This window comes from Streptomyces sp. MMCC 100 (genome assembly GCF_041538145.2).
Lineage (GTDB): Bacteria > Actinomycetota > Actinomycetes > Streptomycetales > Streptomycetaceae > Streptomyces.
In genome coordinates, this window is sequence record NZ_JBGORK020000001.1 from 6,119,359 (window position 1) to 6,142,410 (window position 23,052).

General features: G+C 72.5%; 14 protein-coding genes. 7 read left to right on the forward strand and 7 right to left on the reverse strand.

Translation table 11 applies throughout. The features are described 5' to 3' along the window. Positions 1 to 22: 22 nt before the first annotated feature. The 4 genes from ABS735_RS28255 to ABS735_RS28270 all read right to left on the reverse strand — a co-directional run bounded on the left by ABS735_RS28255 (position 23) and on the right by ABS735_RS28270 (position 5,931). Entirely contained in the window at positions 23 to 1,402 is a 1,380-nt protein-coding gene (locus ABS735_RS28255) for a M16 family metallopeptidase (protein ID WP_373901940.1), read from the reverse strand. Then, positions 1,399 to 3,621 carry a polyribonucleotide nucleotidyltransferase gene (locus ABS735_RS28260; protein WP_373901941.1) on the reverse strand — a complete coding sequence of 741 codons (2,223 nt, stop codon included), beginning with the start codon at positions 3,619 to 3,621 and terminating at the stop codon, positions 1,399 to 1,401. Before ABS735_RS28260 ends, ABS735_RS28255 begins: the two co-directional genes overlap by 4 nt. 340 nt (positions 3,622 to 3,961) lie before the next feature. Beyond that, positions 3,962 to 4,249 (reverse strand): 30S ribosomal protein S15, encoded by a 288-nt coding sequence (gene rpsO / locus ABS735_RS28265; protein ID WP_362107532.1) that lies wholly within the window; start codon positions 4,247 to 4,249, stop codon positions 3,962 to 3,964. 173 nt (positions 4,250 to 4,422) lie between these two features. Further along, a complete protein-coding gene (locus tag ABS735_RS28270) occupies positions 4,423 to 5,931 on the reverse strand; it encodes an outer membrane protein assembly factor BamB family protein (protein ID WP_373901942.1) in 1,509 nt (502 codons plus the stop codon). Positions 5,932 to 6,106: 175 nt separating this feature from the next. On the opposite strand from ABS735_RS28270, the gene ABS735_RS28275 reads away from it, so the two are divergent. Continuing rightward, entirely contained in the window at positions 6,107 to 6,403 is a 297-nt protein-coding gene (locus ABS735_RS28275; RefSeq protein WP_373901943.1) for a DUF397 domain-containing protein, read from the forward strand. A gap of 17 nt (positions 6,404 to 6,420) precedes the next feature. On the opposite strand, the gene ABS735_RS28280 is transcribed toward ABS735_RS28275, so the two are convergent. Further along, positions 6,421 to 7,998 (reverse strand): outer membrane protein assembly factor BamB family protein, encoded by a 1,578-nt coding sequence (locus ABS735_RS28280; RefSeq protein ID WP_373901944.1) that lies wholly within the window; start codon positions 7,996 to 7,998, stop codon positions 6,421 to 6,423. A 399-nt stretch (positions 7,999 to 8,397) separates the two neighbouring features. Here ABS735_RS28280 and ABS735_RS28285 point away from each other — a divergent pair, with 399 nt between their 5' ends. From ABS735_RS28285 to ABS735_RS28310, 6 genes are all read left to right on the forward strand, one after another. Further along, entirely contained in the window at positions 8,398 to 11,667 is a 3,270-nt protein-coding gene (locus tag ABS735_RS28285) for an SCO5717 family growth-regulating ATPase (RefSeq protein ID WP_373901945.1), read from the forward strand. A 302-nt stretch (positions 11,668 to 11,969) separates the two neighbouring features. Then, the gene (locus tag ABS735_RS28290) at positions 11,970 to 13,835 is read left to right on the forward strand and encodes an ABC transporter substrate-binding protein (RefSeq protein ID WP_373901946.1); all 1,866 of its coding nucleotides are present in this window, start codon (positions 11,970 to 11,972) and stop codon (positions 13,833 to 13,835) included. After that, a complete protein-coding gene (locus ABS735_RS28295) occupies positions 13,828 to 14,880 on the forward strand; it encodes an ABC transporter permease (RefSeq protein ID WP_373901947.1) in 1,053 nt (350 codons plus the stop codon). Before ABS735_RS28290 ends, ABS735_RS28295 begins: the two co-directional genes overlap by 8 nt. Next, positions 14,877 to 15,830, forward strand: a complete 954-nt coding sequence (locus ABS735_RS28300; protein ID WP_373901948.1) for an ABC transporter permease — start codon at positions 14,877 to 14,879, stop codon at positions 15,828 to 15,830. The genes ABS735_RS28295 and ABS735_RS28300 overlap by 4 nt, the downstream gene beginning before the upstream one ends. Next, a complete protein-coding gene (locus tag ABS735_RS28305; protein WP_373901949.1) occupies positions 15,827 to 16,885 on the forward strand; it encodes an ABC transporter ATP-binding protein in 1,059 nt (352 codons plus the stop codon). Before ABS735_RS28300 ends, ABS735_RS28305 begins: the two co-directional genes overlap by 4 nt. Beyond that, positions 16,882 to 17,913, forward strand: a complete 1,032-nt coding sequence (locus tag ABS735_RS28310; RefSeq protein WP_373901950.1) for an ABC transporter ATP-binding protein — start codon at positions 16,882 to 16,884, stop codon at positions 17,911 to 17,913. Before ABS735_RS28305 ends, ABS735_RS28310 begins: the two co-directional genes overlap by 4 nt. 89 nt (positions 17,914 to 18,002) lie before the next feature. Here the strand turns inward: ABS735_RS28310 and ABS735_RS28315 are convergent, their stop codons facing one another. Both ABS735_RS28315 and ABS735_RS28320 read right to left on the reverse strand, forming a co-directional pair. Further along, positions 18,003 to 18,962, reverse strand: a complete 960-nt coding sequence (locus ABS735_RS28315) for a bifunctional riboflavin kinase/FAD synthetase (protein WP_373901951.1) — start codon at positions 18,960 to 18,962, stop codon at positions 18,003 to 18,005. Between the two features lie 293 nt (positions 18,963 to 19,255). Further along, positions 19,256 to 23,020 (reverse strand): trypsin-like peptidase domain-containing protein, encoded by a 3,765-nt coding sequence (locus ABS735_RS28320; protein WP_373901952.1) that lies wholly within the window; start codon positions 23,018 to 23,020, stop codon positions 19,256 to 19,258. Between the last annotated feature and the right edge of the window lie 32 nt (positions 23,021 to 23,052).

Sequence of the window (23,052 nt, forward strand, 5' to 3'; positions counted from 1 at the left end):
CCTTACCGAGGGACCGGGAGTGTCAGGCGACGGCGTCGTGCAGCCGGGACGCCTGCTTGTCCTTGAGCGGGCCGATGACCGACAGGGACGGCCGACGGCCCAGGACGTCGCGGGCGACGGCCCGGACGTCGTCCGGCGTGACCGAGGCTATCCGGGCCAGCATGTCGTCGACCGACATCTGCTCGCCCCAGCACAGCTCGCTCTTGCCGATACGGTTCATCAGCGCGCCCGTGTCCTCCAGGCCGAGGACCGTGGAGCCCTGGAGCTGGCCTACGGCGCGGCCGATCTCGTCGTCCGTGAGGCCGTGCTCGGCGACGTGGTCCAGCTCGTCGCGGCAGATCTTGAGCACGTCGTGCACCTGGGAGGGCCGGCAGCCCGCGTACACGCCGAAGAGGCCGCAGTCGGCGAAGCCCGAGGTGTACGAGTACACGCTGTAGGCCAGGCCGCGCTTCTCGCGGACCTCCTGGAAGAGGCGGGAGGACATGCCGCCGCCGAGGGCGGTGTTCAGGACGCCCATGGCCCAGCGGCGCTCGTCGGTGCGGGCCAGGCCCGGCATGCCGAGGATGACGTGGGCCTGCTCGGTCTTGCGGCCGATCAGCTCGACGCGGCCGGCGGCGCGGATGGTGCGCCGGCCGTCGCGCGGGGCGAGCGGCTGGGCCACCTGGTCCTTGAGGGCGCCGGCCTTCTCGAAGGCGGCGCGGACCTGGCGTACGACCTTGTTGTGGTCGACGTTGCCGGCCGCGGCGACCACGAGGTGGGTGGGGTCGTAGTGCTTCTTGTAAAAACGGCGGATGCGGTCGGCGGTGAGGGCGTTGACCGTGTCGACGGTGCCGAGGACGGGGCGGCCGAGGGCGCTGTCCCCGAACATGGTGTGCGCGAACAGATCGTGCACGCAGTCGCCCGGGTCGTCCTCGGTCATCGCGATCTCCTCGAGGATGGCGCCGCGCTCGACGTCGACGTCCTCCTCCTGGATCAGCGAGCCGGTCAGCATGTCGCAGACCACGTCGATGGCGAGCGGCAGGTCGGTGTCGAGCACGCGCGCGTAGTAGCACGTGTACTCCTTCGCCGTGAACGCGTTCATCTCGCCGCCGACCGCGTCGATGGCGGAGGAGATGTCCAGGGCGCTGCGCTTGCGGGTGCCCTTGAAGAGCAGGTGCTCCAGGTAGTGGGTGGCGCCGTTCAGGGCCGGGGTCTCGTCGCGGGAGCCGACGTGGGCCCAGATGCCGAAGGTCGCCGAGCGGACCGAGGGCAGGGTCTCGGTGACGATGCGCAGGCCGCCGGGGAGGGTCGTCCTGCGGACCGTGCCGATGCCGTGCTCGCCCTTGATGAGGGTTTGGGTACGGGCGACGGCCCGCGCCTCCGAGGAGGTGCGGGCCGTCGCCTTGGCGCTACGGGACGTCACTTGTCGGCGTCGTCCTTCTTGTCGTCGGAGGAGCCCTCTTCGCCCTCGATCACGGGGATCAGGGAGAGCTTGCCGCGGGAGTCGATCTCGGCGATCTCGACCTGGACCTTCTGGCCCACGCCGAGGACGTCCTCGACGTTCTCCACGCGCTTGCCGCCGGCGAGCTTGCGGATCTGCGAGATGTGCAGCAGACCGTCCTTGCCGGGCAGCAGGGAGACGAACGCGCCGAAGGTGGTCGTCTTGACGACCGTGCCCAGGTAGCGCTCGCCGACCTCGGGCATGGTCGGGTTGGCGATGCCGTTGATCGTGGCGCGGGCGGCCTCGGCCTGCGAGCCCTGGGCGGCACCGATGTAGATGGTGCCGTCGTCCTCGATCGTGATGTCGGCGCCCGTGTCCTCCTGGATCTGGTTGATCATCTTGCCCTTGGGGCCGATGACTTCACCGATCTTGTCGACGGGGATCTTCACGGTGATGATCCGCGGCGCGTTCGGGGACATCTCGTCCGGCGTGTCGATCGCTTCCATCATCACGTCGAGGATGTGGAGGCGGGCGTCACGGGCCTGCTTGAGGGCGGCGGCCAGGACGGAGGCGGGGATGCCGTCCAGCTTGGTGTCGAGCTGGAGGGCGGTCACGAACTCCTTGGTGCCGGCGACCTTGAAGTCCATGTCGCCGAAGGCGTCCTCCGCACCGAGGATGTCGGTGAGGGCGACGTAGTGCGTCTCGCCGTTGATCTCCTGGGAGATCAGGCCCATGGCGATACCGGCGACGGGGGCCTTCAGCGGCACACCGGCGTTCAGCAGCGACATGGTGGAGGCGCAGACCGAGCCCATGGACGTCGAGCCGTTGGAACCGAGGGCCTCGGACACCTGGCGGATCGCGTAGGGGAACTCCTCGCGCGTCGGCAGCACCGGCACGATGGCGCGCTCGGCGAGGGCGCCGTGGCCGATCTCGCGGCGCTTCGGGGAGCCGACGCGGCCGGTCTCGCCGACGGAGTACGGCGGGAAGTTGTAGTTGTGCATGTAGCGCTTGCGGGTCACCGGGGAGAGGGTGTCCAGCTGCTGCTCCATGCGGAGCATGTTCAGGGTGGTGACGCCCAGGATCTGGGTCTCGCCACGCTCGAACAGGGCGGAGCCGTGCACGCGCGGGATGGCCTCGACCTCGGCGGCCAGGGTGCGGATGTCGGTGACACCGCGGCCGTCGATGCGCTTCTTCTCCTTGATGACGCGCTCACGGACCAGGGACTTGGTCAGCGAGCGGTACGCGGCGGAGATCTCCTTCTCGCGGCCCTCGAACTCCGGCAGGAGCTTCTCGGCGGCGATCCCCTTGACGCGGTCCAGCTCGGCCTCGCGCTCCTGCTTGCCGGCGATGGTGAGCGCCTGGCTGAGCTCGGGGCGGACGGCGGCGCTGAGCGCCTCCAGGACGTCGTCCTGGTAGTCCAGGAAGATCGGGAACTCGCCGGTCGGCTTGGCGGCCTTGGCGGCGAGGTCGGCCTGGGCGCGGCACAGCACCTTGATGAAGGGCTTCGCGGCCTCGAGACCGGCGGCGACGACCTCCTCGGTGGGCGCCTCGGCGCCGCCCTCGACCAGCTTGACGGTCTTGTCGGTGGCCTCGGCCTCGACCATCATGATCGCGACGTCGCCGTCCTCCAGGACGCGGCCCGCGACGACCATGTCGAAGACGGCGTCCTCGAGCTCGGTGTGCGTCGGGAAGGCCACCCACTGGCCGCGGATCAGTGCGACGCGGACGCCGCCGATCGGGCCGGAGAAGGGCAGGCCGGCCAGCTGCGTCGACGCGGAGGCGGCGTTGATCGCCACGACGTCGTACAGGTGGTCGGGGTTGAGGGCCATGATCGTCGCGACGACCTGGATCTCGTTGCGCAGGCCCTTCTTGAAGGACGGGCGCAGCGGGCGGTCGATCAGGCGGCAGGTGAGGATCGCGTCCTCGGAGGGCCGGCCCTCACGGCGGAAGAAGCTGCCGGGGATCTTGCCGGCGGCGTACATCCGCTCCTCGACGTCCACCGTGAGCGGGAAGAAGTCGAGCTGGTCCTTGGGGTTCTTGGAGGCGCTGGTGGCCGACAGCACCATGGTGTCGTCGTCCAGGTACGCCACGGCGGAACCGGCGGCCTGACGGGCCAGGCGGCCCGTCTCGAAGCGGATGGTGCGGGTGCCGAAAGCGCCGTTGTCGATCACGGCTTCGGCGTAGTGGGTCTCGTTCTCCACTAGTGATTTCTCCGATGCTTGTCGTCTTTTGTCCCGCCCCGCCCGTGTGGCGGGGGGAACGGTGCCGGAGAAGCGTTCCTTGCAATGCGGGCCGGTCTTCGATCGAAGCACCCGGGGTTCTGCCCCCGGGGGCCACTACCGAGGACCGGCGGCGGCGTGAGGTCCGCTTCTCCTCGTTCGTCTCGTTCGTTCGTCGTGCTGGTGCGTCGTACTGATGCGTCGTGCTGGTGCATCGTGCGTCTTGTGTTCTGTTACCACACTACAAAGGGGCGGCGACAGCGCGCACGTACAGCAAAGGGAGCGGCCCCCGAACGATGGGAACCGCTCCCTTCACGGCGTCCTAGCGGGCGCCCGCCGCACCGCGGCGGATGCCGAGGCGCTCGACCAGCGCACGGAAGCGCTGGATGTCCTTCTTGGCGAGGTACTGCAGCAGCCGACGACGCTGGCCGACCAGGATGAGCAGACCACGACGGGAGTGGTGGTCGTGCTTGTGGGCCTTGAGGTGCTCGGTCAGGTCGGAGATCCGACGGGACAGCAGAGCGACCTGGACCTCGGGGGAGCCGGTGTCGCCCTCCTTGGTACCGAACTCGGTGATGATCTGCTTCTTCACTGCGGCGTCGAGCGACACGCGTACTCCTCTTGGTCTGTGACTGGCCACCGAGTGCCCCCGGTCTACGTCTCGGGGGATCTTCCGTGACTCGGAAGGCGGGGATCCGCTGGGCGCGACCTCCAGGGCTCGGGGCTCCGGGGGCGCGTACACAAACGGCCGTTACACAGGGTACCAGCCGGGAGACGCGCCACTCACCCGGCGCTTTCGATGCCCACCGCGACCTGGTCGGTCCCACCGACCTCGCCCTCGTTGTACGGGCCCACGACGGTGCGCGCGGCGAAGAATACGCGCCCGTGCTCGTACACGATGTCGTTCTGCGCCGGGTCGTCGAGTGCGCTGACCTCCGCTCCCCCGGCGAACAGGAGCAGGAGGGTCTCCTCGCCGGACTCGGGGTCCAGCGCGACGACCGCGTCGGGGCGGCCCAGCCCCCGGCCCGGACGGTAGGCGATCAGCTTTCCGCCGCTCATCTTCAGGGGGTGCATCTCGCCACCGGCGGGGGCGTCGAACTTCCCGGCGGTCCGGCCGGTGGCCAGGTCGTGGGCGACGATGTGGTCCTCCTCCGACAGGTACAACCGTTCGTCGTCGACGACGATCGCGCCGCAGCTCTCGACCATGGCGCTGAAGGTCCGGTCGCAGTCGAGGACCTGGTGGTCCCGGTTCAGGCGGATCGTGGCGCGGCGCTTGCCCCGCTCGTCGAGGGAGATCAGATCGGTGACGACGACGTCGCCCGCGGCCACGGCGATGACGGCCGGTGAGCTGGAGACCAGGTAGACGCCTTGGACGCCACGGGCGACCCGGTACGTCCACTCCGGGTCGCCCGTGCGCGGATCGATCTTCTGGACGCGGTAGGTGGGATCGGCCGAGTCGCCGCAGGAGAGGAGGGCGAGAAGGTCAGGGCCACCGGCGAAGCCCTCGTCCGCACAGGCCGACGGATCGGTGTCCGCCCACAGCCGCTTGCCACCGGTCAGCTCGTACGCCGCCGAGCCCTCGCCCCATGCGGTGACGACGGTGCCGTCCGTCATCGTCACGTTGACGGCCAGGGAGGAGCCCGCGCCGGCCAGCCTCGTGTCCCACATCTTCTTGCCGGTGTCGATGTCGAACACCGCGAGCCGGTCGCAGGCGCGGGTGAGCGGGTCGGCGTCCGGCCCGCCGGCTGCGTCCCCGTCTTCGCTGTCGCCCCCGCCTTCGTCTTCACCTTCCCCGGCGTAGGCGATGGCGGTACGGCCGTCCACGCTGACGTGGCGGGTCACCGCGCAGAGCGGGCCGGGGAGGGTGAGGCGCCAGGCGATCTCCGACGCTTCTGAGCCGCCGAGCCGGAAGCCCTTGATCTCGTTGCCGAAGCCCTTGGCGAAGACCTTGTCCGTGGCCCAGGTGCCCATCGCCGAGACGTTCTGCCCGACGATACGGAGGGTTTCCTCGTACGACATGGCCGCGGTGCCCTCCGGGGACGGCGGCCGTTTCTCGACGGTCTCCCGGATGTCGTCCGGAGCCTGTCGAACCGCCGCCGCACGCGCGTCCGGCGCGGAGCCACCACCGGCCCCTCCCGGACCGAACTCCCACACTCCGGCGGCCAGGGCCACGAGCACGACGGCCACGACCGCACCGACGGCCGCCCTTCGGCGCCCGGTGCGTGGCGGCGGACCGGCGGAGGCGTCCGGGCCGGGCACGTTGTAGGGGGTGGGCGGTGGCCCGAAACTCACGGCGGACGCCTTTCGAATAAGAGAGTCGGTATCTCGAGGAGTCGAGATGTCAAGGAGTCGACGGCATCGTCACTCCCTGCCTGGTGAGGCGTGCGCGAACCGCGGGGTAGGAGGGTGGGCAGCAAGTAGGGTAGCCGCACAGTTCGTTGGCACAGCAGGAAGGACCGGAGCCGTGATGGCCGATGCCGAGGACAAGGAACTCCGAGCACGCAAGGACCGGGAGCGGGACGAGCTCTACGCCCTCGACATCTCCGGCGTCGAATGGCACAGCGCGCCCGGCACCGAGACCCATGAGGAGCGGGTCGAGATCGCCTACCTCCCGGAAGGCGCCGTCGCCATGCGGTCGTCCCTCGACCCGGACACCGTGCTGCGGTACACGGAAGCGGAGTGGCGGGCCTTCGTACTCGGCGCGCGGGACGGGGAGTTCGACCTGGAGCCGGCGCCCCGGGAGAGCGGGAACGGCGCCGAGTAGGCCCGACGCCGCGATCGTCAGGACGTCTGCGGTGCGGAGCTGCCGATGCCCAGCACGAGGTAGCTCCACTGCTTGGTCTTGGCCTCGGCGGGGCCTTCCGCGGACTTGACGCCGAAGAAGAGGCGTCCGTTCTGGAACACGATGTCGTTGTGTTCCGTCATCGTCATCAGCCGCGCCTCGTTCGGCAGTCCGAAGTAGAGGTACGGCACTTGCGCGCCCGTACTCGTATCCAGGGCGACCAGCGCGTTCGGCGCGATGTTGTCCTCGCTCACGTTCAGGGCGAGGAGCCGGTCACCGCTCATACGCACCGGGTAGAGCAGTGCGCCCCGACCGGAGTCGAACTTCTTGGTGGTCTTTCCGGTCGCGAGGTCGAAGCCGATGATCCAGTTCCACGTCGGCACCTCCGACTGGTCCTTGCTCCGGATGAAGACCTGGTCCTCCCCCACGGTGATGGTCGGGCAGTCGTCGATCAGGAGATAGTCGGTGAGGAGGCACTCGGCGACGTAGGCACCGTTGCGGAGACTGATGGTGGCGCGGTTGTGGCCCTGGTCGTCGAGGGAGATGAGGTCGGTGACCTCGCTGTCACCGGCGGAGACTGCGACGACCGCCGGGTCGACGGAGGGTACCTGGACGTCGCGGACGCCCTTGGCGGGGGAATACGTCCACAGGGCCTCGCCCGTGGCCGGGTCCAGTTTGCGCAGCTTGTACGTGGTGGACCGCCACGTTCCCGCGGAGAGCGGGTCCTCGCCGCTCGCGCACTGTTCCCGGACGATCAGTCCGCGGCCGCCGGCGACGCCCATGTCCTGGCAGGGCGCGGTGGTCGTCGTGGACCAACGGGTGTCACCCTTCTCCATGTCGTACCCGACGGTGCCGCCGCCCCAGGTGACGGCGACCGTGCCGTGCGCGAGGGCGACGCTGGGCCGGTCCTTGTCGGTTCCCGTGGCGTCGCCCGACTCGGGTCCGGCCTGCGAGACGGGGACTTTGGCCTCCCAGACCATGCGGCCGTCGTCGAGGTCGACGAGGGCGACCTGGTTGCAGAGGGCTTCGTCCGCCCAGTCGTTCGCACGGAAGAGGACGGCGGTGCGGTTGTCTCCGGTGACGTCGCGCGTGTAGCCGCAGATCGGGCCGTCGAGTGCGAGCTTCCACTTCTCGTCGCCCGGCGCGGCGTCGGTGCCGATGCTCAGCCCGACGAGCGTCTTGTTGATGCCCTTGGCGAGGATGCGGTCCGTGGCCCACATTCCGGGCATCTCCACGTGTTCCCCGGGCTTCATGTCGTCCACGGAGAACCGGAACGCCATCTTGCCGCTGGTGCTCGCGGGCTGCTTCTCGACCGTCTCGCGGACGTCGAGCGGTCCCTGTGGGACCGATGCCTGCGCCTTGCCCGACGCGTCGGAGCCTTTGCCGTCGCGGCCCCAGAGCAGCCAGCCGCCGGTGCCCAAGGCCCCGACGAGGACGACCGCGAGCAGCCCGGTCAGCAGCTTGCGGGGGCTCTTCCGCCCTGCACCGCCGCTGCCGTGGGGACCGTGCCGGTTCTCGGTGGGCTCGGCGGCGGGTGCGGGGCCCGGGGGCATGGACGGGGGCGGGCCGAAGCTCACTCGGGGCCTCTTCCTCTTTCTGGGAATTCCGGTGGTTCTGTCATGGAATTCGTGCGACGGGACGACGAGATCGTCCCCAACTATGCCGGGCTCACGATCACTCGTTGGAACCGGGTCGTGACGGGCGGGGTCATCCTCCTTACGGGGGTGGGCAGATGAAGCGGCGTGACGCCTACGAGACGCCAGGGACGCGATGGGCGGGACTTCGGGGGAGGGCGGGGGCTGCCGGGGCGGGGCTCGTGATGATTAGGCTGGTGTCGGGCGCGACACCAGAACCCGTCAGCGGGCGTCGGCGTCTCAGGGGGAGAACCGGTGGATCGGACGACCTCGGACAACTTCGGATGACAAGCAAGGGTCGCCCCAGCACGGCTTGAGGGTGCTCGAACACCAGGAGGAACTGTGAGCAGCGATCGGGACGGGATCCGCGGGGGCTGGGCTACACCCGGCGATGACCAACCCGACGCGGAGTCCTCCGTCGAGACGACCGGTGAGTTCACCATCGACTACGCGCCGCCCGCCTGGTACACGCAGAACGCGTCCGGCGACGGCGGGCAGGGGGAGAGTGAGGGTGAGGGGTCCGGGTCGTCTTCCGGGTCCGCTTCCGGTTCGTCTGCTTCGTCCGCTGCCTCCTCCGGTTCGGCCGTTCCGCCTGCTCCTCGTGGTCCCGTTCCGCCGCTGCCGGGTTTGACTCCGCCGCCGCACGCGACGCCCAACGGGGCTTCCGCCGCTCCGGCTTCCGCTCCGGGGGCGCCGTTCACGCCGCCACCGCCGGCTCCTGCTCCGGGTGCCTCGTTCACGCCGCCCCCGCCGCCGGGGCCGGGCGCGCCGTTCACGCCGCCCGCGCCGCCGAGCGGGGGGCCGGCCGGGGTGCCCAGGCTGCCGGTGGGGAGCGGGTTCGAGCCGCAGCCTCAGCCGTCGCCGGCGCAGCAGCAGTCGGCGCCGCCGGAGCCCGAAGCCGAGCCGGAACCGCGGGTTCGGGCTCCGGAGCCTGAGCCGGAGGCCGCGGCCGACCCGGCGCCCGCCGCGGATCTCGCGTCTCCCACGGCCCTGCCGACGTTTCCGGCCGGTGGGTTCCAGCTCCAGGCTCCTGCTCCGCCGCCGCCGGCCGAGGAGCCCGAGGCAGCGGCCAAGTCCGAGACGACCGCCGAGCCCGGGGCAGCCGCCGAGCCCGAGTCCGACACGGGGAATCTCGACAACGGCGACCTCGAAAGCGGCGCCACCATGCGCTTCTCCGTGGCCGCCCTCAAGCGTGAGATCGCCGAACGGGCCGCTGCGGAGGACGCCACCGAGGAGGAGCCGGCGGCCGGTTCCGGCGAGGTCGGTGACACACCGGACGAGGCCTTCGTGATCGCGGACGACGCCGCGGAGCCCGAGGGCGCCGACGATCCGGAGTCCACCGAGCCTGACGACGCCGACACCGACGCCGTTTCCGAGAAGGTCACCGACGAGGCTCCGGACGAGGTCTCCGGCGCCGGGGACAGCGACGTGGACGCTCCCCGCATCGACGGGCCGGACCAGGACGCCGAGCCGGAGCCGATCGCCCTGGCCGCCGTACCCGACCCCGTGCCCGAGGCGGCGCCCGCGGACGAGCCCGAAGACGGCGTCCCGGCGGAGGACGAGCCGGAGGACGCGGTACCCGCCGACGCCGCGCCGCTCACCGACAACGTGCCGCAGGGCGCCGTTCCCCAGGACGCGCCGCCGCCAGCACCCGGCGGAATGCCGCCGCTGCCTCCGTCGTACCCGCCGGTCGCGCCCGCACCGGCCCAGCAGTGGCCCGCACAGCCGCAGCCCGCCCCCACCGCTCCCACCGCTCCCGAGCAGCCGGCGGTTCCGGCCCAGCAGCCTCCTTTCCAGCCGCAGGCTCCGCAGCCGGCGCCCGCCGCGTGGAATCAGCCGGCCGCCGCGCCGGTCCCGCCGGACCAGCCGACCGCACCGTCCGCTCCGCCGGTCCCGCAGACCGGTTACGGCTTCCCGCAGCCCGGCGTTGCCCAGGCTCACCAGCCTCAGCCTCCGGCTCAGCCGCACTCCCCCGCCCAGCCCGGCGGCTACGGCTTCCCGCAGGCGCCGCACGGACCGTCGCCGCAACAGCCGTACCCCGGCGTGCCACAGCAGGCGCCACCGGCCCAGCCGGGTCAGCCGGGTCAGCCGGGTCAGGCTCCCAACGCGCCCCAGGCGCCTCAGCCGATGCAGCCGATGCAGCCGATGCAGCAGCCCGGGCAGCAGCCCGCGCCCCCAGCACAGCAGCCGGAATACCAACCCCAGCCGCACCAACCGCAGCAGCAGGCACCGCAGCCGCAGCCGCACCAACCCCAGCAGCCCGCCGACCCCCGTCTCGGTGCCGCCTGGCCGCAGCCCATGCAGCACGACCAGCGGCAGCCCACCAACCCGGGGGCCGCGCCGCTCGGTTACACGGCGGCCGTGGAGCTGTCGTCCGACCGCCTGCTCAACAACAAGCGGCAGAAGGCGAAGAGCAGCCGCCCGGCGGCCGGCGGTTCGCGCTTCAAGCTGGGCGGGAAGAAGGAGGAGGCCGAGCGGCAGCGGAAGCTGGACCTGATCCGCACCCCGGTGCTCTCCTGCTACCGCATCGCCGTCATCAGCCTCAAGGGCGGTGTCGGCAAGACGACCACCACCACCGCGCTCGGCTCCACGCTCGCCACCGAGCGGCAGGACAAGATCCTCGCGATCGACGCCAACCCGGACGCCGGTACGCTCGGCCGCCGGGTGCGCCGGGAGACCGGGGCCACCATCCGTGACCTCGTCCAGGCGATCCCGTACCTCAACTCGTACATGGACATCAGGCGGTTCACCTCGCAGGCCTCGTCCGGTCTGGAGATCATCGCCAACGACGTCGACCCGGCCGTGTCCACGACCTTCAACGACGAGGACTACCGGCGCGCGATCGACGTGCTCGGCCAGCAGTACCCGATCATCCTCACCGACTCGGGCACCGGTCTGCTCTACAGCGCCATGCGCGGCGTGCTGGACCTCGCCGACCAGCTCATCATCATCTCGACGCCGTCCGTGGACGGTGCGAGCAGCGCCAGTACGACGCTGGACTGGCTGTCGGCGCACGGGTACGCCGACCTCGTCTCCCGGTCGATCACGGTCATCTCCGGGGTCCGCGAGACCGGCAAGATGATCAAGGTCGACGACATCGTCGGGCACTTCCAGACCCGGTGCCGGGGTGTCGTCGTGGTCCCGTTCGACGAGCACTTGTCCGCCGGCGCCGAGGTCGACCTCGACATGATGCGGCCGAAGGTGCGGGAGGCGTACTTCAACCTCGCGGCGATGGTCGCCGAGGACTTCGTCCGCCACCAGCAGTCGCACGGCCTGTGGACGTCCGACGGCAACCCGCCGCCGGTCGCCGCCCCGCCCATGCCGGGCCAGCAGATGCCCGGCCAGCCGACCCAGGGACAGCCGTACCCGCCGCAGCCGCAGCCAGGACAGCCGTACTCCCCGCAGCCACAGCCAGGGCAGCCGGCGCCGGGGCAGCCGTACCCGCCGCAGCCCGGGCCCGGAGCCGGAGCCGGACAGCAGCCGTATCCCCAGCCCGGCTACGCGCAGCCCTACGCCCAGCCCGGTTACGGATATCCGCAACAAGACCAACAAGGCCAGCAGGGGCAGCCGGGGCAGCCCGGACAGACGCCCCCTCCCCCGCCCCAGCAGTAGCTCCACCCATCTCCGAAGGCCCGCGCCGTCCCCGACGGCGCGGGCCTTCGACGTGTGCGAACGATAACGTCCGCCCCAGCCGCCACGCTCTCACCAGGAAGGCGCCAGTGGTCTGCGCCAATGAGAGTCACACATTGGTCAACTAGCTGTTTCCGCAGGCCACATGGGGTTTGACATACCGTTGACGCGCGCAGACTGCCGCTGGTAGACACACACTTCATTCCGCGTTCACCACCGTTCAAGCCCGCCTCACGCGAGGACGCCCGGCGTCTGCGCGTGCGATGACGCGAGGTCAGGTAGTCATGAACAGACACGATCAGCACGGCAGCGGACGTACCGCCCACCGGCCGTGGCGAACCCGTCTCCTCGCGGCAGCAGGCGCCGGCGCGCTGCTCCTCGCGTCGGGGGCGATCGCCCCCTCGGCCTCGGCGAAGGACGGTGACGGGGGCGACGGCGGCGACAAGGTGCTCACCGTCGCCGTGGCGCAGAGCGTCGACTCGCTCAGTCCGTTCCTGGCGGTACGGCTGCTCAGTACGAGCATCCACCGGCTGACGTACGAGTACCTGACCAACTACGACGCCAAGGACAACCACGTCATACCGGGGCTCGCCACCAAGTGGAAGTCCTCGCCGGACAAGCTGACCTGGACGTACACGATCCGCTCCGACTCCAAGTGGTCGGACGGCGAGCAGGCCACCGCCGAGGACGCGGCGTGGACGTTCAACAAGATGATGACCGACCCGGGCGCCGCCACCGCCAACGGCAGCTTCGTCGGCAACTTCGCGAAGGTCACCGCACCCAGCCCGACCCAGCTGGTGATCCGGCTGAAGAAGCCGCAGGCCACGATGACGGCGCTGGACGTGCCGATCGTGCCCAAGCACGTCTGGGAGAAGGTCGACGACTTCTCGAAGTTCAACAACGACAAGGACTTCCCGGTCGTCGGCAACGGGCCGTTCGTGCTCACCGACTACAAGCCGGACAGCTATGTGCGGCTGAAGGCCAACAAGGACTTCTGGCGCGGCGCGCCGAAGTTCGACGAGCTGGTCTTCCGGTACTACAAGGACCAGGACGCCGCCGTCGCCGCCCTGCGCAAGGGCGAGGTCTCGTTCGTCGCCGGGTCGCCGTCGCTCACGCCGGCCCAGGCCGACTCGCTCAAGGGCCAGGAGAACATCCGCGTCAACGACGCACCCGGCCGCCGCTTCTACGCCCTCGCCACCAACCCGGGCGCGCGGGCGAAGGACGGTACGAAGTTCGGAGACGGCGACCCCTCGCTGCTGGACCAGCGGGTGCGCAACGCGCTGTTCATGGCGGTGGACCGCAAGGCGATCGTCGACAAGGTGTTCCAGGGCCACGCGGTCGAGGGGGCGGGTTACATCCCGCCGCGCTTCTCCTCGTACTTCTTCGAGCCGTCGGCCGACCAGAAGCTGGCCTACGATCCGGAGGCGGCCGCCCGGCTGCTCGACGAGGCGGGCTACCGGACGAACGCCGACGGCAAGCGCCTCGGCAAGGACGGCAAGCCGCTGGACTACCGCGTCCTGTGCCACGCCACCGACCCGAACGACAAGGCGGTCGGCAAGTACCTCCAGGAGTGGTGGGGCGAGCTGGGCATCTCGATCACCCTCGACTGCCTGGACAACGTGACGGACCCGTGGCTGGCCGGCGAGTACGACCTCGCCTTCGACGGCTGGTCCGTCAACCCCGACCCGGACTTCGTGCTCTCCATCCACACCTGCGACGCGCTCCCGGCGACACCGAAGGACACCGGGGCCACCGACAACTTCATCTGCGACAAGAAGTACGACGAGCTGTACGCGCGGCAGTTGGGCGAGTACGACGCCGGCAAGCGCGCGGAGATCGTCGAGCAGATGCAGTCCCGGCTGTACGACACCGGGTACATGAACGTCATGGCGTACCCGAACGCGGTCGAGGCCTACCGCACGGACCAGATCGGGTCGATCACGACGATGCCGTCCGACGCGGGCAACATCTACGGGCAGGACGGCTACTGGAGCTGGTGGTCGGCGGTGCCCGCCGACTCCGGTGACTCCTCCGGGGGTTCGTCGTCGACCGGAACCGTGATCGGGATCGCCGCGGGCGTCGTCGTCCTCGTCGGTCTCGGCGTGCTCTTCGCCGTCCGCCGCCGGGCGTCAACCGACGACCGTGAGTAGCGCGACCGACCCCGCGAGCGTCTCCGCGATCGGGAAGCGGCCGTCCGCGGCGCCGCGGGGGCTCACCCGCAGCGCGTACCCGCGGTACGTGGCGGGCAAGCTGGCGGGCGCGCTCGTCTCCCTGTTCGCCGTCCTCGTCACGAGTTTCTTCCTCTTCCGGCTGATCCCCGGCGACCCGGTGAAGTTCATGACGGGTGGCCGTCCGGTCTCGGCCGAGCAGCTCGCCGTGTACAAGGAGGAGTTCGGGCTCGACCTGCCGCTGTGGGAGCAGTTCACGGATTACTGCGTCAAGGCGCTGACCGGGGATCTGGGCACGTCGTACCAGTTCCACGCGCCCGTCGTCGACAAGATCACCGAGGCGCTGCCGAACACCCTGCTGCTGACCGGCACGGCCTTCGTGCTGTACACCGCGCTGGGTGCCTTCCTCGGCACCCGCTCCGCGTGGCGGCACGGCGGGCTCGGTGACCGGCTCAACACCGGCCTGGCGCTGACGCTGTACTCCATCCCGTCCTTCTGGCTGGGGCTGCTGCTCATCATCGTGCTGTCGGTGGGGGTGGACCCGATCCCGGGTCTCTTCCCGACCGGGGGGATGGAGTCGGGCCGTGAGGAGGGCTTCGCCCACGTGCTCGACGTGGCGCACCATCTCGTGCTGCCGGTGGTGACGCTGGTCGCCGTGGAGTACGGGCAGACGCTGCTGGTCACCCGGTCGGCGCTGCTGGACGAGATGGGCAGCGACTATCTGACGACCGCGCGGGCCAAGGGGCTCAGGGACGACCTGGTACGGCGTCGGCACGCGGTGCCCAACGCGCTGCTGCCGACCGTGACGCTGGTCTTCGTCAATCTCGGGCGGACCGTGGCGGGAGTCATCCTCGTCGAGACGGTCTTCTCGTGGCCGGGTCTCGGCGGGCTGTTCTACCAGGCGTTGAGCGTGCCCGATCTGCCGCTGGTGCAGGGGTTGTTCTTCGTCTTCGCCGCCGCGGTGATCCTGATGAACACGTTGGCCGACCTGTTGTATCCGATGCTCGATCCGAGGGTGGGCCGATGACCGCCGAGACCACCGATCCCACCGAATCCGCGTCCGGGGCTCCGGTGAAGCCCGGCGCGCCGGGCCCGCGTGCTCTCGCCCGGCGGCGGCGCCGTGCCTCCGTCGCACGCTTCTGGAAGGAGTACCGGAGGCACCGCGCGGGGGTGTTCGGGCTGGCCGCGCTGGCGCTGTTCGTGCTCGTGGCGCTGACCGCGCCGCTGACCGTCGGGTCGGACGTGGACAGCGTGACCGACGCGCCCGGTCAGCCGCTGGAGAGCCCGAGCGGCCGGTTCCCGCTGGGCACCGACCAGTTCGGGCGGAACCTGCTGGGCCTGCTGATCTGGGGCTCGCGCGTCTCGCTCATGGTCGGGCTGCTCGCGGCGGCGCTGTCGGTGCTCATCGGCGCGCTCATCGGGATCACGGCCGGGCACTTCCGCGGCTGGTACGCCACGGTGATGATGCGGATCACGGACTGGTTCCTGGTGATGCCGACGCTGGTGCTCGCGATCGTGCTGGCGACGGTGCTGTCCCGGTCGCTCGGCACGATCGTGCTCGCGATCGGCGTGACCACCTGGCCCACCACGGCACGCCTGGTGCGGGCGCAGACGCTGGCGGTGGAGTCACGGCCGTACATCGAACGCGCGAAGGCGCTCGGGGGCGGGCACTGGCACATCATGTCGCGGCACGTGCTGCCCAACGTCATGCCGCTGATCCTCGCGCAGACCACCCTGATCATCTCCTCCGCGATCCTGGCCGAGGCGACCCTGGCCTTCCTCGGGCTCGGCGATCCGATGGTGGTGTCCTGGGGAGGGCTGCTGCAGGACGCGCGGGAGGCGGGCTCGGTGAGTTCCGGCGACTGGTGGTACCTGGTGCCGCCGGGCATCGGGATCGCGGTCGTGGCGCTGGCGTTCACGCTGTGCGGGCGTGCGGTGGAGGCCGTTCTCAATCCCAGGCTGGGGGTGTCCCGTTGAGTCTGCTCGAGGTCCGGGACCTGAAGGTGACGTATCCCGGCGGTGCGGCCGCCGTGCGCGGGGTCGACCTGACCCTGGAGGCGGGCGAGAAGCTCGGCATCGCGGGCGAGTCCGGCTGCGGCAAGTCCACGCTGGCCCTGGCGCTGCTGCGGCTGCTGCCGCCCGGTGCCCGGGTCGGCGGGGAGATCCTGCTGGACGGCGAGGACGTGCTCACGATGAAGTGGGGCCGGTTGCGGGCGGTCCGGTGGGCGGGGGCGTCGATCGTCTTCCAGGGCGCGATGCACTCCCTGAACGCCGTCCACCGCATCGGCGACCAGATCGCCGAGCCGATCCTGCTGCACCGCAGGGCCACGTCGGCCGGTGCCCGCAGGAGAGCCGGGGAGCTGCTGGAGCAGGTGGGTCTGCCGGCCGCCCGGGCGGATGCCTACCCGCACGAGCTCTCCGGCGGCCAGCGGCAGCGGGTGATGATCGCGATGGCGCTGGCCTGCGACCCGCGGCTGATCGTCGCCGACGAGCCGACCACGGCGCTGGATGTGATGATCCAGGCGCAGATCCTGCGGCTGATCGAGGGCCTGGTGGGCGCGCAGGACGTCGGCCTGATCATGATCAGCCACGACCTCGCCGTGCTGGCCGACACCTGCGACCGGCTCGCGGTGATGTACGCGGGCCGCGTGGTCGAGGAGGGCCCGGCCCGGCAGGTGTACGACGACGCCAGGCACCCCTACGGCCGGGCCCTGTCGGAGGCGTTCCCCAGGATCGGGGACCCGGCCTCGCGGTTCGCGCCGCGCGGGCTGCCCGGTGATCCGCCCGACCCCGCGGCGGTGCCGTCCGGGTGCGCGTTCCATTCGCGCTGTCCGGTCGCGCTGGACCTCTGTGCCACCGAGGACCAGGCGTTGCGGGAGGCGGGCGCGCGGCGCCGGGCGGCGTGCGTGCACGTGGGCGCGGACGGTGGCCGCGGGGCGGCGGGCGGCGGGACGGCCGCCGAGGGTGCCGGCGCGGCCGGCGACGGTACCGCGTCCGCGGAGGACGACGGAGTGAGGAGCAGCGCGCCATGAGCAGCAGCACGCCCAGCAGCACAACCGGTACCGCGCCCCCGCTGCTGAGCGTCCAGGGGCTGCACGTCACCTTCCCCGGGCGACGGGGGGCGGCCGCCGCGCGAGCCGTGGACGGTGTCGACCTCGACATCCGGCGGGGTGAGATCGTCGCGCTGGTCGGCGAGTCCGGCTGTGGCAAGACGACCCTCGCCCGTTCGCTGCTCGGCCTGGTCAGGCCGACCGGGGGACGCGTCACCTTCGACGGCGCGCCCCTCGCGTACTCCGCGCGTGCGCTCAAGGCGTACCGCAGGCGGACGCAGCTGGTCCTGCAGGATCCGAGCGGCTCACTGAACCCGCGGCACACGGTGTACGACATCGTCGCCGAGGGCCTGCGCATCCACGGCCATGCCGGGGACGAGCGGACGGCGGTCGCCGAGGCGCTGGCGCGGGCCGGGCTGCGGCCGCCGGAGCGCTTCTTCCTTCGCTACCCGCACGAGCTGTCCGGCGGCCAGCGCCAGCGGGTCGTCATCGCGGGCGCGCTGGTCCTGCAGCCGGAACTCCTCGTCGCCGACGAACCGGTGGCCTCCCTCGACGCGTCGGTGCGCGGCGAGATCCTGGCGCTGCTGCTGCGGCTGCGCACCGAGCTGGACCTGTCCGCGCTGGTGGTGACCCACGACCTGGGGCTGGCCTGGAACATCGCCGACCGGGTCGCGGTGATGTACCTCGGCCGGATCGTCGAGACGGGCGCGGTGGAGCAGGTGCTGACGGCACCGCGGCACCCTTACACCCAGGCACTGTTGTCCGTGCTTCCGGAGGCGCCCGGCACCCCGGTGGTGCTCACCGGCGAGCCCCCCGACCCGTCGTACGTCCCCGGCGGCTGTCGCTTCCACGTCCGCTGCCCGGTCCTGGCGGGTGGCGAGGCCGAACGTGCCGGCGTCGCGGACGCGTGCCGGCACCGGGAGCTGGAGGTCCTGCGCGGCGGCGACGAGTCGCAGGTCGCCTGCCACTGGGCCCGGGCGGAACGGCCCGCGGCCGGGAAGCCGGGCTGACGGGAAAACCGACCGGGCCGGGCCGAAATGCCGGGCTGACGGGCTAGCCGGCTGGCGGGCTGGCCGGCTGGCGGGAAAACCGGCCGGCCTCAGGGCCTGGGCGGCGCGTCCGCCGCGGTGATCTCGCGGCACCTGTCGACGTCCTCGGCCATCTGCACGAGCAGCGCGTCCAGCGTCTCGAACTTCGCCTGCCCGCGTACGAAGGCCACGAAGTCCACGGCGACGTGCAGGCCGTACAGCTCGAGGTCCACGCGGTCGATGGCGTACGCCTCGACCGTGCGCTCGGTGCCCTCGAACTGCGGGTTGGTGCCGACGGAGATCGCGGCCGGCATCGCCTCGCCCTGGGCGTGCAGCCAGCCGGCGTAGACGCCGTCGGCCGGGATCGCGGTGTGCGGGAGGGTCTCGACGTTGGCCGTGGGGAAGCCCATCTCGCGGCCGCGCTGGGCGCCGCGCACCACCACACCCTCCACGCGGTGCGGGCGGCCCAGGATCTCGGCGGCGCCCGCCACGTCGCCCTCGGCGACCAGGCGGCGGGTCAGGGTGGAGGAGAACGGCTCGCCGCCGCCCGCCTCGCCGGTGACGTACAGGTCGACGACCTCGACCTCGAAGTCGTAGACCTTGCCCTGCTCGGTGAGGAAGTCCACGTTCCCGGCGGCCTTGTGGCCGAAGCGGAAGTTGGGGCCCTCGACGACCGCCTTGGCGCGCAGCCGGTCGACCAGGACCTTGACCACGAAGTCGGACGCGGAGAGCTTCGAGAACTCCTTGGTGAAGGGGAGGATCAGCACCGCGTCCACGCCCAGGTCCGCCATCAGTTCGGCCCGGCGGTGGTGGGGGGCGAGCAGCGGCGGGTGGCTGCCGGGGCGGACGACCTCGCTGGGGTGCGGGTCGAAGGTGACGACGACGGCGGGAACGCCCAGCTCGCGGGCGCGGTCCACGGCGTGCCTGATGATCAGCTGGTGCCCGCGGTGAACGCCGTCGTAGGAGCCGATGGTGACGACGCTGCGTCCCCAGTCCTCGGGGATGTCCTCCAAGCCACGCCAGCGCTGCACTGTGTCCGCTCCTTGGTGCTTCCGTGGTTTCCATGGTTTCCGTGGTGACCCTTGCGCAGGACTAAGGGTGCCATGCCGTCCGGCTCCCGCCCGCATCGGCATCGGCGCTGTGACCGGGTGCACGCCGCGTGGCCCGGGTCGGGGTCGCGGTGGGAGCCGAGGCCGCGGTCGAGGCGGGGCGGGGGGCGAGGCCTGCCTCGGGGCGGGGCCGCACCAGAGGCCGGGGTGGGGCCGAAGCCGGGGTGGGGCCGAAGCCGGGGTGGGGCCGAAGCCGGGGTGGGCCGAGGCCGGGGTCAGGCGGGGACGCGGACGCCCGCCAGGTGCTCGATCGTGCGGCGGGTGCTCGGGCCCACCAGTGCGGCCCAGTCCTGGGGCGCGTCGGTGAGCCAGCCGGTCAGGCGGGTGGCGAACCCGGGGAGGTGGCGGGCCAGGTCGACCAGGCCTCGGTCGAAGCGGGTGGCGCCGTGCGGGGTGCGGACGAGGAGCAGCCCGGTGCGGTGGACGAGGGCCCGCACCTCCTCGCCGTCGCACCGGGCGGCCGCGTGCAGCAGCGCGTCCAGGACGGCCGGTTCGTGCTCGTGGGCGAACAGGTGCTCCCGCAGTTCGCGGCGGAGCGGGGCGCCCGCCGCGGCGCCGTCGGCGGCGAGGATTCCGGCGAGCGCGGCCCGCGCCGGCTCGGGACCTTCGTCCAGGAGGCGGGTGACCAGGGGGAGGAGTACGGCGCGGGGCGCGGGGTCCCGGTCGAGGCGCCGGTCGACGTACGCGGCCAGGTGCCCGGCGGTCTCGGGACGCTCCGCCACGGCCCGCCCGACGAGGGCGGCCACCCGGTGGGCCAGCGCGGGCGTGGTGGCGTCGGCGAGCCTGCGCAGCGCCTCACCGGCGTCCGGGCCGAGCAGGCGGGCCCGGAAGGCTTCGAGGACGGGCTCGGGGTGGGTCGGCAGGGCGGCGGCCACCGCGCTCGGCGGAAGGTACGGGTCGCAGGCGGCGAAGTGGTCGAGGGCTCTGGGGAGGTGGCGGTCGCGGCAGCCCGGGTCCTGGACGAGCAGGGCGAGTGCGCCGCCGCGCAGGAGGCTGTCGGAGGGGCCGGCGAGCAGCATCAGGGCGGCGTGGCGGAGCAGGGTGCGGTCGGCGCGGCTGCGTGCGTGCGGGGCGGCGCGCAGGCCGTGGGTGACCGCCGCGGTCTGCCGCGCGGGACGCTCGTCGCGGGCCCATCGCTCCACCGCGCGGCAGAGCGCCGACGGCTCCTCCTCGGCCAGGACGGCGAGCAGTTCGTCGGCGCGTCGGTGCGCGCTGTCGACGAGCACCTCGGTGAGGCCGTCCAGGCCGCGGTGGCGGTGGGTGTGCAGCAGCGCCTGCGCGGCCGTCGCGACGGTGGCGTGCGGGGTGGCGGGCAGCGGCCGCTCGTCGTCGAACCAGCGGACGAGGAGCGGTTGCACGGCCGCGGGGTCGGCGGTGAGCAGCCCGGCCACGGTGTCGAGGTGGCGGGGGCCGGGCTCGTGCGGGGGGCCGTCGGCGAGGACGAGGCGGCGCAGCAGGTCCAGGCGGGTGGGCTCGGGCAGGCGCAGGGCCGTCCAGAACGCGGGCCCGAAGACCTGGGGCGTCGGCTGTCCTTCCCCGCCCCGTTCCGCGATGCCGTCGGCGAGCAGTCGCAGTACCTCCGTGTACGGCGTCGCGTCGGGTACGCGGGTCAGCACCTCGGCGAGCAGCCGGGCGGCCCACCAGGAGTGCGGGTCGAGGTCCAGGGCGTGCACCAGCTCTTCGAGGGTCAGGGCGAGTTGGGGGACGCCGTGCTGCCGGGCGAGGAGCAGGACCGCCTCGACGACGGAGCCGATGCGGTGGTGCGGTACGGGGAGGTTGTGCGTGCCGTGCGGGGTGTCACGGCGGTGGACGAGGGCACGCAGTGCCTCGTCCAGGTCGAGGTGGGTGCCCTGGATCCAGTCGGCGAGTTCCTCGTGCGCGAAGCGGTAGCCGCCGCCTGCGGGCACGAAGAGGCCCTCGGCGAGCACGGCCGGCGCCCAGCCGGTGCCGCCGCCCAGCCGGGCCGGGGCCGGTCCCCACGGGAACAGCGCCTCGAAGGACTCCCGGTCCAGTCCGCCCTGTCCCGGCCCGAGGCTGCGCCGGGCCGCCTCGTGGACCTGCCCGGAGACCTTCGCAGCGAGCCGGCGCACGGCGGTGCCGTGCAGGCCGTTCTCCCCGGCCAGGCGGGTCGCGACGCGCAGGCACACCAGGTCCAGGTAGGCCGCGAAGACCGCGTCCCGGGTGACGGGTACCGGGGCCGGGGAGCCGGGGAGGGCGGCGTGGACCTCCGAGAGCAGGCGGAGGGTGAGGGGGTGCCCGGCGTCCGGTTCCGCCAGGACGCCTTCCGGTACGCGGTGGCGTGCGCGCGCCTCCCGGGCCTCGTCGTCGCACAGGTCGCCGAGACGGACGCAGGGCGGGAAACCCGCTGCTGCCGTGCCGGACACCGGTTCCGGTCCCGCTTCACCGACGGTGGGAGGCGGCCACGGCGCCCCGCGGGCCGCCCCGGGTGCCGGCGCTCCGCCGACCGGCCCCGACACCGGCGCCCGGTCGGCCGCTCCCAGCGGCGGCACACCGCCGGCCGCCCCTGACACCGGCTCCCGGAGACCCCGCACGCCCCCGGCCGGCCCGGGCAGCCGGCCCTCGCGCGCGGGCCCCGCCGCACGGTCACCGGCACCCCGCCCCTGTCCCCCGGCGTCCGGTCCGTAGAGCAGCCCCCTCGGGAACTCCGCCCCCGCGTGCTCCCAGTACTCCGCGCGGCAGGCCACCACGAGCCGTGCTCTCGTCTCCCGCAGCCAGGTGGCCGTGCCTTCGGTCCACTCGGGAAGGCGGTGGGCCAGGACGGGCGGCATCTCCTCGGGACCGTCGAGGAGGACCAGGAGGGGCCGTCCGGCCGCGCGGGCCAGGTGGGCGAGGCGTTCCGGGGTGATGTCGCCGAGGCCGGCGGGGCGGGAGGGGTCCGAGGCGGCCACGATGCGGGCTGCCCTGGCCAGCGTCCGGCGGGCCGCGTCCGCCAGCGACATGTCGTCGTCGTGCAGATCGGCCCCGCGCAGCCACAGCGTGGGCGCCGCTTCCCTGCCCCCGGAACGGCGGGCGGCGAGGGCCGCCAGCTCGGTCGTACGGCCGCTGCCCGGCGCTCCGACCAGGCCGAGGACGTGGGCGGGGCTCGCGGTGAAGGCGGCGAACTCGCGGGCCGTCCCCGCGCGTTCCACCGGCTGCGCCACGCCGGATACGCCGCCCGCACCGGCAGCGGGGTTCCCCTCCGTGACCGATGTCGCCGTGAGGGCGAGCACACCGGCCAGGTTGAGGTCGGCGCCGTACGCCGGGACCGTCGCCGCGTTCTCGGCGAGGAGGCGGGCGAGCGGGCCCGTGGCCGCACGGCGCAGCGGTACGGCGAAGCCGACGTCGCTGTGGCCGGAGCTGAGGGCGGTGCCGAGGACGCCGAGGACGGCGCCGGTCGTCACGTCGAGGACGGGTCCGCCGGCCGCGCCGCCGCCCAGCCGCAGGGCGTCCCGTCCGGAGGTGCCGACGGCGAGTTCCAGGGCGTCGCCGAGGAGGTGGAAGCGGTCGGTGGCCGTGTAGGTGACGTCGGTGGCGCCCAGGACCCGGGCCTCGCGCCAGCCGCCCGCGGCGATACGGACGTAGGTCCCGGCCTCGACGCGGTCCCGCGCGGTCAGGGGCAGCGGGTCGACGCCGAGGCCCCCGGCGCGGACGAGGGCCAGACCGAGGGCGGGCAGCGGGGTCACGTCGGCGGCGGCCACGACGCGGCGGCGGCCCCCGGCGGTGCTCAGGACCAGCCGGGACAGGCCGTCGACCGCTTCGTGGCTGGTGAGCACCGTGCCGTGGTGGTCGGCGACGAATCCCGTGCCGCGGGGGCGGCCGGCGAGGTCGTGGACGCGGATCAGGGCGGCGTCGGGCGCGTGCCCCGCCGGATCGGCCTCCCGGACGGCCGGGGGGCCGCCTCGCGCCTCCCGGGAGCCGCCCCCGGGCCGCTCCCCCACCGTGCCGCCCGTCACCTCCCGGGACCGGTTGCGCGACGCCATCGTCGAACCTCCCCGCCGTACACCCGTGCTGT

What these genes read in the sequence shown, in the direction of transcription:
- ABS735_RS28275 (WP_373901943.1), top strand. Translation starts at nt 6,107, where the DNA reads ATGGCCGATGCCGAGGACAAGGAACTCCGAGCACGCAAGGACCGGGAG.
- ABS735_RS28290 (WP_373901946.1), top strand. Translation starts at nt 11,970, where the DNA reads ATGAACAGACACGATCAGCACGGCAGCGGACGTACCGCCCACCGGCCG.
- ABS735_RS28300 (WP_373901948.1), top strand. Translation starts at nt 14,877, where the DNA reads ATGACCGCCGAGACCACCGATCCCACCGAATCCGCGTCCGGGGCTCCG.
- ABS735_RS28310 (WP_373901950.1), top strand. Translation starts at nt 16,882, where the DNA reads ATGAGCAGCAGCACGCCCAGCAGCACAACCGGTACCGCGCCCCCGCTG.
- ABS735_RS28320 (WP_373901952.1), bottom strand. Translation starts at nt 23,020, where the DNA reads ATGGCGTCGCGCAACCGGTCCCGGGAGGTGACGGGCGGCACGGTGGGG.